The sequence below is a fragment of the Massilia solisilvae genome (genome assembly GCF_024753215.1).
GTDB classification, from domain to species: domain Bacteria; phylum Pseudomonadota; class Gammaproteobacteria; order Burkholderiales; family Burkholderiaceae_D; genus Telluria; species Telluria solisilvae.
In genome coordinates this window covers 167,188-181,130 of the sequence record NZ_JANUGV010000005.1, presented here as the reverse complement: position 1 = coordinate 181,130, position 13,943 = coordinate 167,188, and the positions used below count along the sequence as shown (strand labels likewise).

Annotated in this window: 9 protein-coding genes; 4 read left to right on the top strand and 5 right to left on the bottom strand. The window is 65.2% G+C overall.

Translation table 11 applies throughout. The features are described from left to right. Window positions 1-94 precede the first annotated feature (94 nt). Window positions 95-244, bottom strand: coding sequence for a hypothetical protein (locus tag NX773_RS17540; protein WP_258857591.1), 150 nt, complete (start codon window positions 242-244; stop codon window positions 95-97). Between NX773_RS17540 and NX773_RS17535 the strand changes: the two genes are divergently transcribed. From NX773_RS17535 to NX773_RS17525, 3 genes are all read left to right on the top strand, one after another. Continuing rightward, entirely contained in the window at window positions 243-2,417 is a 2,175-nt protein-coding gene (locus NX773_RS17535; protein ID WP_258857590.1) for an RIFT barrel domain-containing protein, read from the top strand. The two genes, NX773_RS17540 and NX773_RS17535, sit on opposite strands and share 2 nt — an antisense overlap. 241 nt (window positions 2,418-2,658) lie before the next feature. Next, entirely contained in the window at window positions 2,659-3,837 is a 1,179-nt protein-coding gene (locus tag NX773_RS17530; RefSeq protein WP_258857589.1) for a right-handed parallel beta-helix repeat-containing protein, read from the top strand. A gap of 46 nt (window positions 3,838-3,883) precedes the next feature. Next, window positions 3,884-4,513 carry a GNAT family N-acetyltransferase gene (locus NX773_RS17525; protein ID WP_258857588.1) on the top strand — a complete coding sequence of 210 codons (630 nt, stop codon included), beginning with the start codon at window positions 3,884-3,886 and terminating at the stop codon, window positions 4,511-4,513. Window positions 4,514-4,648: 135 nt separating this feature from the next. Here the strand turns inward: NX773_RS17525 and NX773_RS17520 are convergent, their stop codons facing one another. The 4 genes from NX773_RS17520 to NX773_RS17505 form a co-directional block, all read right to left on the bottom strand. Continuing rightward, on the bottom strand, window positions 4,649-6,715 hold the full coding sequence (locus NX773_RS17520) for a M13 family metallopeptidase (protein WP_307728657.1): 2,067 nt from the start codon (window positions 6,713-6,715) through the stop codon (window positions 4,649-4,651). 142 nt (window positions 6,716-6,857) lie between these two features. Then, window positions 6,858-8,852 carry a M13 family metallopeptidase gene (locus tag NX773_RS17515; RefSeq protein WP_258857733.1) on the bottom strand — a complete coding sequence of 665 codons (1,995 nt, stop codon included), beginning with the start codon at window positions 8,850-8,852 and terminating at the stop codon, window positions 6,858-6,860. 117 nt (window positions 8,853-8,969) lie between these two features. Next, window positions 8,970-11,270 (bottom strand): TonB-dependent receptor plug domain-containing protein, encoded by a 2,301-nt coding sequence (locus NX773_RS17510; RefSeq protein WP_258857587.1) that lies wholly within the window; start codon window positions 11,268-11,270, stop codon window positions 8,970-8,972. A 226-nt stretch (window positions 11,271-11,496) separates the two neighbouring features. Next, entirely contained in the window at window positions 11,497-12,048 is a 552-nt protein-coding gene (locus tag NX773_RS17505; protein ID WP_258857586.1) for a hypothetical protein, read from the bottom strand. A 273-nt stretch (window positions 12,049-12,321) separates the two neighbouring features. Between NX773_RS17505 and NX773_RS17500 the strand changes: the two genes are divergently transcribed. Next, a complete protein-coding gene (locus NX773_RS17500) occupies window positions 12,322-13,737 on the top strand; it encodes a S41 family peptidase (RefSeq protein ID WP_258857585.1) in 1,416 nt (471 codons plus the stop codon). Window positions 13,738-13,943 lie beyond the last annotated feature (206 nt).

Genomic DNA, 13,943 nt, shown 5'->3' with positions numbered 1-13,943 from the left:
CTCGCACGGGCGGTTTTTTTTCGTGCTCATTCTTTTAACGGCCAATAGAAAAACATCAAAATTGACATTTTGGACAAATAATATTTGTTAAATTTCAGATAAAGTTGTGTTGTATTTGGGCAAAAAATTGAACAGCTTGAGATAATTTCCTGTGCCAAACAATTTCCATGGCGTAACCTAAAAGGACTCCACAGTGGCCGCTTTCGCGAAAAGCCACGGCAACAAGTCCTGAAGAGATCGCCATGAAATTTCCACTGCACACATCGGCAGGCAGGGTGCTGCCAGCCATCCTTCTCGCCTCCTCGCTGGCCGCTTGCGGCGGCGGCTCGGATCCACAGGCAGGCAATGCCACCGTCCTCGCGGCTGAGGTAAGCAACGGCACAGCCACCACCACCGCCTCCGGCACCTCTGCCGCCGTCCAGGGCGTTCTCACCGACGTGCGGTTCGAGAACACCAACCCGCTGGTGGCTCAGGCCAACGTCCCGGTCACCTTCGGCCAGGTGTTCGCGCAAGGCGCGCTCAATCCGGCCGATGGCCTGGTCGGCCGCCTCCCGGACGGCACGACCGTCCCGCTGCAGGTGGACGTCAAGGCCCTGCACGCAGACGGCTCGGTGCGCCATGCGGTCATCTCCGCGGTGCTGCCGAGCCTGGCGGCCGGGCAAACCAATTCCATGTCGCTGGTGAAGTCCGGCACCGCCGCCAGCGCCGGCACGTCCACCCCCGACGACCTGCTGGGCGCCGGCTTTTCGGCCTCGGTGCACGCCACCATCAACGGCGTGCGCTACGAGGCTTTCGCCGACGACCTGCTCAAGGAAGGCCCGTACCAGACCTGGCTGTCCGGTCCCGTTGCCAGTGAGTGGCAAGTGTCCGCCCCGCTCACCGCGGCCGACGGCACCAGGCACCCGCACCTCTCCGCCCGCTTCGCGATACGCTGGTACCCGGGCGCGAGCAAGGCGCGAGTGGACGTCACGGTCGAAAACGACTGGGCCTACGAGCCGAACCCGCAAAACATCACCTACGACGCGAGCGTGCTCGTCGGCGCGAAAGAGGTGTATGCCAAGACCGGCCTGAACCACCTGAACCACGCCCGCTGGCGCAAGGTCTTCTGGTACAACGGCACTGCGCCAGAGGTGAACGTCAAGCACAACGCGGCTTACCTGATCGCCACCCGCGCACTGCCCAACTACGACCAGACCGTCACCATCCCCGAGGCCAGGCTGGCCGCGCTGCAGACCAGGTGGACCGGCGCGATCACCGAGCCGATGGGCATTGGCCTGGCCACCGCGTACATGCCGCAGACTGGCGGGCGCGACGACATCGGCCTGTTGCCCGGCTGGGCCGCGACCTGGCTGCTCTCGATGGACAAGCGCGCACGCGACGTCACGCTGGGCACCGCCGACGGCGCCGGCAGCTGGTCCGCGCACTACCGCGACAAGAACACCGGCCGCCCGGTCAGCCTGATCGACTACCCGTACATGACGATCCTGGGCCGCATCGGCGACACCTACAACCCGGTCACGAAAAAGTACGAAGCCTTCCCGGCCTGCGCCAGCAGCACCGCGTGCACCACGCCGTACACGCACGACAGCGCGCACACGCCGAACCTGGCCTACCTGCCCTACCTGCTCACCGGCGACTACTACTACCTGGAAGAGCTGCAGTTCTGGGCGATGTGGGCGGCGTTCTCGTCCAACCCGGGCTACCGCCAGAACGTGAAGGGCCTGGTGCTGGCCGACCAGGTGCGTGGCCAGGCCTGGACCATGCGCACGGTAGCCGAAGCGGCCTACATCACGCCCGACAACGACCGGCTGAAGGCGCACTTCACGCAGATCGTCAACAGCAACCTGGACTGGTTCAACCAGACCTACACCAACAACGCATCGGCGAACCAGCTCGGCATCATCGTCAACGGCTACTCGCTGGTGTACAACAACGGCACCGGCATGGCGCCGTGGCAGGATGACTTCTTCACCTCCGCGATCGGGCACGCGGCCGAACTGGGCTTTGCGAAGGCGCAGCCGCTGCTGGCGTGGAAGTCGAAGTTTCCGGTCTCGCGCATGACCGCCGACGGCGCGTGCTGGGTGGACGGCTCGATCTACACACTGATCGTGCGCGATTCCTCCACCAGCCCGTACTACGCGACCATGGGACAGGCCTACAAGACCAGCCACACGGCCACGTTCAACGCCCTGTCCTGCGCCAGCGCCGAGATGGCCACCGCGCTCAAGCTGAAGGTCGGCGAGATGACCGGCTACTCGGCCGAGGCGACCGGCTACCCGTCGAACCTGCAGCCGGCGCTGGCCTACGCGGCCGACGCGCTGGGGGCACCCGGCAAGAGCGCGTGGACGGTGTTCATGAACCGCTCGGTCAAGCCGAACTACGGCCTGGCGCCGCAGTTCGCGATCGTGCCGCGTTGATCCGCGGCGCCAACGTAGGGTGGGCAGCTTCGCTGCCCACGCGTCCAACAAGGGGATGCGCTCGGGCCAGGCGAGCATTGGCTGAACGCGTGGGCAGAAACCTGCCCACCCTACCGTGACCGGCCTGCCTTGTTCGATTGCTACCGTTACAAACGCTTACGGCTTTTCTTGCAGGCAGCGCGTAACCTCGGCCGTTTTCCCTGTTCAAGATTGCCGCCTCGCAGCGGTTTGTCATTCGATCATGAAACACCGAAACGTCCTCATTTTCCCCGCCCTGCTCCTGGCCGCCGCTTCCGCATCCGCCGCAACCTTGTCGGTGGGCCCCGGCAAAAGCTACGCCACGCCGTGCCGCGCGTTCGCGGCAGCCAAATCGGGCGACATCGTCGAGATCACCGGCGGCGTCACCTACAGCGGTGACGTGTGCGCTATTTATCCCAGCAACCTGACCATCCGCGGCGTGAACGGCCGCCCGAAGATCGACGCGGCCGGCAAGAACGCGCTCGGCAAGGGCACCTGGGTGATCGAAGGCAGCAACGTCACCGTGCAGAACGTCGAGATGGTCGGCGCCAAGGTGCCGGACCAGAACGGCGCCGCGCTGCGCCTGGAAGGCACCAACTTCACGCTGCGCCAGGCCTTTTTGCACGATAACGAGAACGGCATCCTCAGCAACCCCAACACCAACAGCAGCATCACCATCGAGTACAGCGAGTTCGGCCACAACGGCTATGGCACCGGCTACACGCACAACCTCTACATCGGCAACGTGGCCAGCCTGACCTTCCGCTACAACTACTCGCACGACGCCAACGGCGGCCACAACCTGAAGTCGCGCGCGCGCACCAACATGATCGCGTACAACCGCTTCTCGAGCCTGGCGCCGGGCGAGACCGGCAGCACGGCTGCGGGCAAGCCGAGCTACGAGATCGACCTGCCGAATGCGGGCAGCTCCTACATCATCGGCAACGTGATCGAGCAGCCGGCCGCCAACAGCAATCCGAATATGATCGCGTATGGCGAGGAAGGCGCAACCAATCCGGCGCAGGACCTGTACGTGGTGAACAACACGTTCCTGAACGATTACACCGGCGGCGGCACCTTCGTGCTGATGGGGAGCGGCGTCACGCGCGGCGCGCTCCTGCAGAACAACATCTTCAGCGGCGTGGGCGCCGTGACCAACCAGAGCGCGGCAGTCCAGAAGACCAACTACCGCGGCACCAGCGTGGCCTTCGTGGACCGCGCGCACTACGACCTGCATCCGGTGTCGAACGTTCTCATCATCAACGCCGCGTCGGCGCCGGGCTACGCAACCAGCGGCGTTTCGCTCAACCCAGGTGCGCAATACCAGCACGTCGCGTCAAGCGTGGCGCGCCCGGTCGTGGGCGCGCTCGACATCGGCGCGTACGAGGCCACGTCGCCGTAAGGTGCCCCCGGTTCCATTCGGCCAGCCTGGCTTTATACTCGGGCGTATGGACATCTCCCCCGTTACGCTCCTGGGCTCCCGTGTTCGGCTGGAGCCGCTCACCCTCCAGCATGTGCCGGCGCTGGCCCGCGCTGGCCTGCATCCGGAACTGTGGCGCCTGCAGCCGCGGCCCATTGACACCGAAGCGGACATGCGCGCCTATGTGCGCGCGGCGCTCGACGACCAGGCGCGCGCGGCCAGCCTGCCATTCGCCGTGGTCGACCTGGCGAGCGGCACGGTGATCGGCTCGACGCGGTTCATGGACATCGCACCGGCCCACCGCCGCGTCGAGATCGGCGCCACCTGGTACACGCCTTCATTCCAGCGCAGCGGCGCCAACGTGGAATCGAAGCTCCTGCTGCTCACGCACGCATTCGAAACGCTGGCGGTGCAGAAGGTCGTGTTCAAGACCGAGGCGCACAATGCGCAGTCGCGCAAGGCGATCCTCGCGCTCGGTGCGCTCGAGGAAGGCACCTTGCGGCGCCATCTCATCGCCGACAACGGCAGGCCACGCGACATGGTGTACTTTTCGATTCTCGACGACGAGTGGCCAAACGCAAAGGCGCGCCTGCGCGAGCGGCTCGCGCGCTACCCATCACCAACCCGTCGTTCCCGCGAAGGCGGGAATCCATGCTGAAGCCGAGCCGCCAGCAACCGGGCCGCAGTCCGATTAACTCAGCATGGGTCCCCGCCTGCGCGGGGACGACGTCTTTCCGGTAACGACAAAAAAATAGGGCTGCCGAAGCAGCCCTCTACTCTTGCGCTGACGCGCTTACCAGATGATCACGCGATCCTTCGGTGCGACGTACATCTTGTCGCCCGGCTTGACGCCGAACGCGTCATAGAAGCCCGGCTGGTTCTTCACCGTGCCGTTCGCGCGGTACTGGCCCGGCGAGTGCGGATCGACCTTCACCTGCACGATCTGCTGCTGCTCGCGCATCTTGGTGCGCCACACCTGCGCCCAGCCCATGTAGAAGCGCTGGTCGCCGGTCAGGCCATTGATCACCGGCGCCTTCTTGCCCTTCAGCGAGAGCTTGTAGGCCTTGTACGCGATCGCCAGGCCCGAGTTGTCGGCGATGTTCTCGCCCAGGGTCAGCGAACCGTTCACGTGGTAGCCCGGCAGCGGCTCGAAGGCGCTGTACTGCTCGACCAGCATCTTGGTCTTGGCCTCGAAGTTCTTGTGGTCGGACGCGGTCCACCAGTCGCGCAGGTTGCCGTTGCCGTCGTACTGCGCGCCCTGGTCGTCGAAGCCGTGGCTGATCTCGTGGCCGATCACGGCGCCGATGCCACCGTAGTTAACCGCGTCATCGGCGCTGGCGTCGAAGAACGGCGGCTGCAGGATCGCAGCCGGGAACACAATCTCGTTCATCTCCGGGTTGTAGTACGCGTTGATGGTCTGCGGCGTCATGCCCCACTCGTCGCGGTCGATCGGACGGCCCAGCTTGGACAGCTCGCGGTCGTACTCGACGGCGCGCGAACGCATCACGTTGCCCACCAGGTCATCCTTGGCGACCACCAGCTTCGAGTAGTCCTTCCACTTGTTCGGGTAGCCGATCTTGGGCGTGAACTTGGCCAGCTTGGCCTGCGCTTCCTTCTTGGTCGCGGGGCTCATCCAGTCCAGCTTGTCGATCGACTGCTTGTAGGCGGCCAGCAGGTTCTTCACCAGCGCTTCCATGCGCGCCTTGCGCTCCGGTGGGAAGTATTCGGCCACGTACAGCTTGCCCAGCGACTCGCCCATCGAGCGCTCGACCGCGCCCACGCCACGCTTCCAGCGCGGCTCCATCTCCTTCACGCCCGACAGCGTGGTGCCGTAGAACGCGAAGTGCTCGTCCACGTAGGCCTTGGACAGGAAGTTGGCGTAGCTGTCGATGATGTGCAGCTGCAGGTAAGCCTTCCAGGTCTCCAGCGGGGTCTTGGCGGCGATGTCGGCAAAGCCCTTCAGGTAGGTCGGCTGGCCCACGATCACGTAGCTGGTCTTGGCGGCGATGCCGGTGTCCTTCAGCCAGGTGCTCCAGTCCCAGCCCGGCGCCACGTCGGCCAGCTTGGCCAGCTCGACCTTGTTGTAGGCCTTGATCGGGTCGCGCAGTTCGACCTTGGTCCACTGCGCCTTGGCGATCTCGGTTTCCAGCGCCAGGATGGCCTTGGCATTGGCAGTGGCGTTGGCGTCGCCCGCCATCGACAGCGTTTTCTCCAGGTGGGCGAGGTATTTGTCGCGCGCGGCCGACAGCTTGGCGTCGTCCAGCTTCAGGTAGTAGTCGCGGTCCGGCATGCCCAGGCCGCCCTGGCTGATGTCAGCCACGTACTTGGTCGAATCCTTGTTGTCCTGGTGGATGCCGAAGTCGTACGGCACGTTCACACCCAGCTTGCTCATGCGCGCAAACACGGCCGGCAGCTCGGACTTGTCCTTGAGTGCGGCGATCTTGTCCAGCTCACCCTTGAGCGGCGCCAGGCCCAGCTGCTCCAGCTTTGCCTCATCCATGAAGGCGGCGTAGTAGTCGCCGATGCGCTGTTCGTCGGTGCCGGCAGCCGCGTGCTTGGTCGCCGTCTTCTCGATCAGGCCGTGCAGCTGGGTCAGCGTGTCGTCACGCAGCTTCTGGAACGAGCCCCAGGCCGATTTGTCGGCCGGGATCTCGGTGGCCTGCATCCACTTGCCGTTCACGTAATCGTAGAAATTGTCCTGTGGGCGGACCGACGACTCGACATACTGCATGGCGATACCGGCCGACAGGACCGGGGCCGATTTCGAGGCGGTGGCGGAGGCCTTGGCTGCGGTGCCTTCGGCGTGGGTAACGCTGGCGATCAGCGCAAGGGTCAGTGCGCTGAGCAGATGACGTTTCATGTTCTTCTCCACTTATTGGTTTTGGAAGATAAACCACTAAAACGTCGTCCCGGCGAAGGCCGGGACCCATACACAGTGAGCGGATTCGCACACTCGGCATGGGCCCCGGCTTTCGCCGGGACGACGGCTTACAACGCGTAATTTACCAGATCGAGACGCGATCTTTCGGCTCGAGGTACATCTTGTCGCCCGGCTTGACCCCGAATGCCTCGTAGAAGCCCGGCTGGTTGCGCACCGTGCCGTTGGCACGGAACTGGCCCGGCGAGTGCGGGTCGGTCTTGATCTGCACGATCTGCGCGGCGTCGCGCATCTTCGAACGCCATACCTGGCCAAAGCCCATGTAGAAGCGCTGGTCGCCGGTCAGGCCGTCGATCACTGGGGCCGGTTGGCCGTGCAGCGAGATCTTGTATGCTTTGTACGCGATCGCCAGGCCCGAGTTGTCGCCGATGTTCTCGCCCATGGTCAGCTGGCCATTCACATGGTAGCCCGGGATCGGCTCGAAGGCGCTGTACTGCGCGTCCAGCACGTCGGTCTTGGCCTTGAATGCGGCGCGGTCGGAGTCGGTCCACCAGTTGCGCAGGTTGCCGTCGCCGTCGGACTGGCTGCCCTTGTCGTCGAAGCCGTGACCGATCTCATGGCCGATCACGGCGCCGATCGCGCCGTAGTTCACGGCGTCGTCAGCGGCGGCGTTGAAGAACGGCGGCTGCAGGATCGCGGCCGGGAACACGATCTCGTTGAGCGACGAGTTGTAGTACGCGTTCACGGTCTGCGGCGTCATGCCCCACTCTTCGCGGTCCACCGGTTTGCCCAGCTTGCTGATGTTGCGGTTGTGGGCGAACTGCGATGCGCGCATCACGTTGCCGACCAGGTCATCGGCCTTGATGGTCAGCTTGGAGTAGTCGCGCCACTTGCTCGGGTAGCCGATGTGCGGGGTGAACTTGGCCAGCTTGTCCAGCGCCTGCGCGCGGGTCTCGGCGCCCATCCATTCCAGGTGCTCGATGCTGTCCTTGTACGCGGCCAGCACGTTCTTCACCAGCTCTTCCATGCGGGCCTTGCGCTCCGGCGGGAAGTACTGGGCCACGTACTGGCGGCCCACGGCTTCGCCCAGCGCGCCTTCGACGGTGGCCACGCCACGCTGCCAGCGCGGGCGGTTCTCGTTCACGCCGGTCAGCACCGTGCCGTAGAACGCGAAGTTCGCGTCGACGAACTGCTTGGACAGGAAAGGCGAGAACTCGCGCAGCAGGTGCCACTTGAAGTACGACTGCAGGGTGGCCAGGTCGGCGTTCTGCACGATCTGGTTCATGCCGCTCAGGTAGCTCGGCTGGCCCACGATCACGGTGTCCACCTTGTTGCCCACGCCGGCAGCGGCCAGCGCCGCCTTCCAGTCGTAACCCGGCGCCAGTTCGGCCAGCTTGGCCACTTCCATCTTGTTGTAGCGCTTGACCGGGTCACGCAGTTCGACCTTGGTCCACTGCGCCTGCGCGAGCTGGGTCTCGAAGGCGACGATGGCCTTGGCCTCGCTTTCCGCGTTCTTTTCGCCGGCCAGCGTCAGGACCTTGGCGACATGCTCTTCGTACTTGGCCAGCGCGTCGGCCATGCGCTTGTCGTCCTTCTTCAGGTAGTAATCGCGGTCCGGCAGGCCCAGGCCGCTCTGGCCGATGTACACGGCGTACTGAGTCGAGTTCTTGGCGTCCTGCGCAACGCGGATCCCGTACGGGCTGGACACGCCGATCTGCGACAGGTGCGCGATCAGGGCGGGCAGCGCCTTCTTGTCCTTCAGCGCCGCGATGCGGTGCAGTTCGCCGGCCAGCGGCTTGGTGCCCAGGCTTTCCAGCTTCTTCTCGTCCATGAAGCTCTTGTACAGGTCACCGATCTTCTGTTCGTCGGTGCCCACCTTGTGCTTGGCCGCGGCATCGGCTTCGACGATGCCGCGCGCCTGGGTGATCGAGGTTTCGCGCAACTGCATGAACGTGCCCCAGCTCGACTTGTCGGCCGGGATCTCGGTGTCCTTCAGCCACTTGCCGTTCAGGTACTTGAAGAAGTCATCCTGCGGACGCACGCTCGAGTCGATGTACTGGACGTCGATGCCGGAAGTGCGAGCCGGGGCGTTGTCGGCCGCGTTGGCGAAGGCCGCCATCACGGACAGGGTCAGGGTGCTCAGAAGGTATCGTTTCACAGGATGGTCTCTCTTGTTAGCAGGGGAAAAGGCGGCTCTTGGTGGCCGATGAAAAAACTGGGAAAGGCAGCATGCGCATCAGATCTTCAGCTCCAGCTGGACACGCACGCTGGTGTAGGTGCGGGCCAGCGTATCGATCGCCTGCAGCATGCCGTTGGTATCGACGACGCGCGCGGTCTCGTATTTGCGGGCGAACAGGTTGTTGCCGGAGACGCGCAGCTGGGTGTTGGGACCGAACCGCCACAGGCCGTAGGCGTCGAGCTGGCGCTTCATGCCGGTGGTGTCGAGCTCCTGGACGGCCGAGCGGATCACGGTGACCGGCGTCCAGTTGAGGTTCGCGCCCAGTGTCAGCGGCAGGCCCTTCATGCGGTAGTCGGCGCCGACGTTGGCGGTCTGTTTGGCCTGCTGATCGAGCCGGTTGTCCGGGCCCGGAATGCCGTCCACCTTCGACCAGAAGTGGCTGTAGTTCGAGCGCACGTCCACGTTCGGGCCGTTCGGGAAGAACTCGGCGAGCTGGAACTTGGCTTCCAGTTCGATGCCGCTGGTGCGCGCATGGCCGATGTTGGTGGGCGTGGATACCCAGCGCGGGCCGATGCTGGTCTGCTGCAGCGTGGTCTGGCGCCGCATCAGGTTGTCGATGTCGCGCACAAAGGCGCTGGCCGAAAGGATGCCGCTGCGGGTCAGGTAATGCTCGTACGCGAGGTCGATGCCCTTGGCCAGCTCGGGCTTGAGGTTCGGGTTGCCGCTGCGGTCCGGGCGGGTGGCGCGGTTATCGCTCGAGAACGAGGGCGCGGCGATCATGTCGTTCAGCGCCGGCGCCTTGTAGCTCTGGGTCAGGCTGGCGCGCACCTGGTCCTTGTCGTGGCCGGGAATCCGGTACACGGTGTGCAGCACGGGGCTGAACACGCTGCTGGTGTTCTTCACCTCGCGCGCCACGCTGTTGCTGGTGGTGCGGATGCCTTCCCAGCGCAGGCCGAAATAGGCCGACCACTGGCTCGTGATGTCCCACTCGTCCTGCGCGAACAGCGCCACGCGCCGGGTGTCGGCCGTCAGGTTGGCGCCCGATTCGTCGTACAGCGGGTTGTTGTCGCCTTCGGCCACGTGCACCTGCGACAGGTGCGCCGCTTCGGCATCCCAGCCGGCTGCGAAGTTGTGGCCCTGGCCGAGCGGGCGGCTGTACTTGCCGCCGGTGGAGAAGCTGCGGTGGCGGATCGTGTCGGTGTCGTTGTACACGCGGTTCAGGCGTTCGGCCGCGTCGTAATTCTGGCGCACGCCTTCGCTCTCGTTGTGGTTGACGCCACCGCTGAATTTCACGTCGAGCTTGGCGCCGCCATCCATCTTGTGCACCCAGTTGCCGAAGCCGCGCGCCATGTGGCCGCTGGAGTGGGACACGGCGTTCTGGAACACGAACTCGGGCGGCAGCAGCCCGATCGTCTGGTCAACAGTCGAATCGGTGACGTTGTCGTTGCGGTTGGCGACGATGAAGGGCTGGAAGTTCAGCGTGTCGCCATTGTCGAACTTGTACGACAGGCGCGGCGACAGGTGCACCCCGCGCGACTTGCCATTGCCGTCCACGTGGATCAGCTGCTCGCGCAGCACGGTGCCGTCGTCCAGCGCGTCGATGTCGCGGCTGTCGCTCTCGTTGTGCTGGCGGTTCTGCATGGCCGCGATGTTGAGCATCCAGGTCAGGTTGCCCGCCTTGCCAGGGATCGTCGCCGAGACGTTGGCGCCGTGGCGGCCCTGCTCGATGTTGTCGGCGACCCGGATCTGCTTGTCCTTCTGCGTGTAGCCCTCGCGCAGCACCACGTTGATGGTGCCGGCGATCGCCTGCGTGCTGTGCTCGGCCACCGGGCCACGCATGATCTCGATGCGCTCGACCTGGTCGGGCGGGATCGATTCGAGCGAGAAGCCTGGCGGCGGGCGTTCGCCATTGACCAGCATCTGGGTGTAGCCGTTGCCCAGGCCGCGCATGCGCACGCCGCCGCCGCCGCGTCCGGGCGCGCCGCCCATGGTCACGCCCGGCAGGCGCTTGAGCACTTCGCCGATGTTGCTGTCGCCGTTGCGGTCCAGCTCTTCACGGCCGAAGATCATCTTGGCCGCGGTCGAGGCGCGGCGCACGTCGATATCGCGGCTGCCGCTGACGACCACCTGCTGCGTGTCCTTGGCGTCACCCTCGGTGGTGGCGGGTTTCTGGGCGCGCACCGGCGGACGGCGGCGCTGTGCGGCTTCGGGCTTGGCGTCGGCCGGCGGCGCCTTGGCCGCGCTGTCCTGGACTTCCTGCGCAGGCGCGCCAGCCGGCGCCACCTGGTTCTGTGCCAACGCCTGTCCGCCGGCCGTGCCCAGCAGGGCCAGGCAGGCGATCGGGATCAATCTGCTCATGCTTGTTGTTCAGTTATTTTTTACCGGCCGGGAGTCGGCAGGCTGAACATTCTAGCGGCTGGGGCAGCATGGAAATCATGGGCCGGCGGTTTTTTACTTTTCGATACATGGGCTGCAGCATTTGTGCAAATGCTGGCTGGACGCGTGGGCAGGAAAACCTGCCCACCCTACCAATGGCACGCGGCTGCTCCCGTAGGGTGGGCAGATTCTGCCCACGCGTTCAACATCAGCTCCCCGGCATGCCCATGCCGCCACGGCCGTGGCCAGGCGCGCCGGCATGACGGCGGTCGCCGCCCTCGCCGCGTGGGCGGTCCTGGCCGCCGTGCTGCGCGGCCTCCGGCACACGCATCATCTGCTCGGCCAGCAGCGCGGCCACCTTGCGCCGCTGGGCATCGTCCAGCGCGTCGTTCACGGTCAGCCACAGGTCGCGCAGTTGCTTGTCCTCGGCAAAAGCTGCCCCGCTTTCGGCGTCGATCAGGGCGTTCACGTCGCGCAGTTCGACCGTCGCATTCTCAAGCAGGGCCTTGACCTGCTGCTGCAGACGCTCGCGGCGCGACTGGCGTTCGCGCAGGATGGCCCGGCTGCGGCTTTCCACCTGCTGCCACAGCGTCTGCTGGTTGGCGTTCAGATCGAGGGTCTTGCGCAGCTCCGAGGCCATCGGCAGCAGGTCTTCGGCGCGCATGTCCATCAGCGGCACCGCTTCGGACGGAACGGCGCCGCCCAGGGCCAGCGCCACGAACGCCGCCTGCAGGCCGCGGCGCACTGAACTTGACTTCATTGCAATCTCCGGGCAGAAAAAAGCCCACGGAGGGGGCCGTGGGCAAAGACCACTTCAAAAGAGTGGAGAGAGAGAAAAACTGCATGGACGAATATAGGCCCGACACTGTTGCCCTGCCCGCACTCTTACATTTGCTTACCGTCCAGCCGCGAGTCGAAACAGGGCTTTACAAATCTTGCCATCGTGCACCGCGCTTGTGCGGTGTCCACGTACCCGGACCGTTCAGGTTTATACTGGCCCTGCGCTATCTCATGCGCTCTTCGCAGGTGAAACATGGGCTCCAAACTCAAGAACACTGGCCTGGTCGGCCTGGGCGCAGTCGCCGGCGTGGCGATTTCGATGCAGTTTTCGGCGTTGGCGCAAAAGCCGGTCGAAGCGGCCATCCCAATGGACAGCCTGCGTGAATTGTCCAATGTCTATGGCCTGATCAAGTCCGACTACGTCGAAAAGGTGGACGACAAGCGGCTGCTCACCGAGGCCATCTCCGGCATGGTCGGCTCGCTCGACCCGCATTCCGCCTACCTGGACAAGAAAGCCTACCGCGAGCTGCGCGAGGGCACCGAAGGCAAGTTTGTCGGACTGGGTATCGAGATCCAGCAAAGCGACGACGGCTATGTGCGGATCGTCTCGCCCATCGAGGACTCCCCCGCCTGGCGCGCCGGCATCAAGCAGGGCGACCTGATCACGCACGTGAACGGCGTGTCGCTCAAGGGCGTGGACATGGACGAGGCCATCAAACGCATGCGTGGCGAGCCGCACACCCGGGTGGCGATCACCGTGCGGCGCGAGGGCGAGGAACAGCCGCTGTCGTTCACGATCACGCGCGAAGAGATCGTGCAAAAGAGCGTCAAGGCGCGCCTGGTCGAGCCGGGCTACGCGTGGATTCGCGTGTCGCAGTTCCAGGAACCGACCGTGGACGACCTGGCCGACAAGCTGGCCGCGCTGTACAAGCAGGACCCCGAGCTCAAAGGCGTGGTGCTCGACCTGCGCAACGACCCGGGCGGCCTGCTGCAGGGCGCGATCGGCGTGGCGGCGGCCTTCCTGCCGAAGGGGGCCGAAGTGGTCTCGACCAACGGCCAGCTGGCCGACTCCAGGCAGCGCTTCTACGGCAAGGCCGAGTACTACATGGTGCGCGGCGGCGACGACCCGCTGGCCAAGGTGCCCGAGGTGTTCAAGACGCTGCCGATGGCGGTGCTGGTGAACACCGGGTCGGCGTCGGCGTCCGAAATCGTGGCCGGCGCCCTGCAGGACTACAAGCGCGCGGCGATCATCGGCAGCCAGACCTTCGGCAAGGGCTCGGTGCAGACCATCCGGCCGATCGGCAACGACGCCGCGGTCAAGCTGACGACGGCGCGCTACTACACGCCGTCGGGGCGCTCGATCCAGGCGCGCGGCATCGTGCCTGACTACGCGGTGGACGAAACGCCGGACGGCGACGGCGTCAACGCGCTGCGCGTGCGCGAGGCCGATCTGGAACACCACCTTTCCAACGACCGCGACAAGGAAGAAGCCTCGCGCGCCGGCGCCTACGACGAGGACGAGGCGCTGGCCAGGGCCGGCGCACGCAAGCCAATCGATTTCGGCAGCGACAGCGACTTCCAGCTGGCGCAGGCGCTCAAGCACCTCAAGGGCCAGCCGATGCAGCTGGCCAGGCACGCGCAGCAAACGCTCGCGCATCGCACGCAGTGAAGTGGTAGGGTGGGCAGGTTTCTGCCCACGCGTTCAGCCGACGTTCGCATTCGCACAACGTGGCCTTGGACGCGTGGGCAGGAAACCTGCCCACCCTACGGAGGCCGCAGCTGCCTGCGCCGGTCGTTCCCACGCCACGGCCGTTTGTGTAGAATCAGCCCATCTGCCGGTAAAGCCCGGTTATCTTCACTGAAAGTTTCGCCAAC

Excerpts from the sequence above, each read along its gene's own strand:
- NX773_RS17535 (WP_258857590.1), top strand. The coding sequence starts at position 243 with ATGAAATTTCCACTGCACACATCGGCAGGCAGGGTGCTGCCAGCCATC.
- NX773_RS17520 (WP_307728657.1), bottom strand. The coding sequence starts at position 6,715 with ATGAAACGTCATCTGCTCAGCGCACTGACCCTTGCGCTGATCGCCAGC.
- NX773_RS17540 (WP_258857591.1), bottom strand. The coding sequence starts at position 244 with ATGGCGATCTCTTCAGGACTTGTTGCCGTGGCTTTTCGCGAAAGCGGC.
- NX773_RS17510 (WP_258857587.1), bottom strand. The coding sequence starts at position 11,270 with ATGAGCAGATTGATCCCGATCGCCTGCCTGGCCCTGCTGGGCACGGCC.
- NX773_RS17525 (WP_258857588.1), top strand. The coding sequence starts at position 3,884 with ATGGACATCTCCCCCGTTACGCTCCTGGGCTCCCGTGTTCGGCTGGAG.
- NX773_RS17505 (WP_258857586.1), bottom strand. The coding sequence starts at position 12,048 with ATGAAGTCAAGTTCAGTGCGCCGCGGCCTGCAGGCGGCGTTCGTGGCG.
- NX773_RS17500 (WP_258857585.1), top strand. The coding sequence starts at position 12,322 with ATGGGCTCCAAACTCAAGAACACTGGCCTGGTCGGCCTGGGCGCAGTC.
- NX773_RS17530 (WP_258857589.1), top strand. The coding sequence starts at position 2,659 with ATGAAACACCGAAACGTCCTCATTTTCCCCGCCCTGCTCCTGGCCGCC.
- NX773_RS17515 (WP_258857733.1), bottom strand. The coding sequence starts at position 8,852 with ATGGCGGCCTTCGCCAACGCGGCCGACAACGCCCCGGCTCGCACTTCC.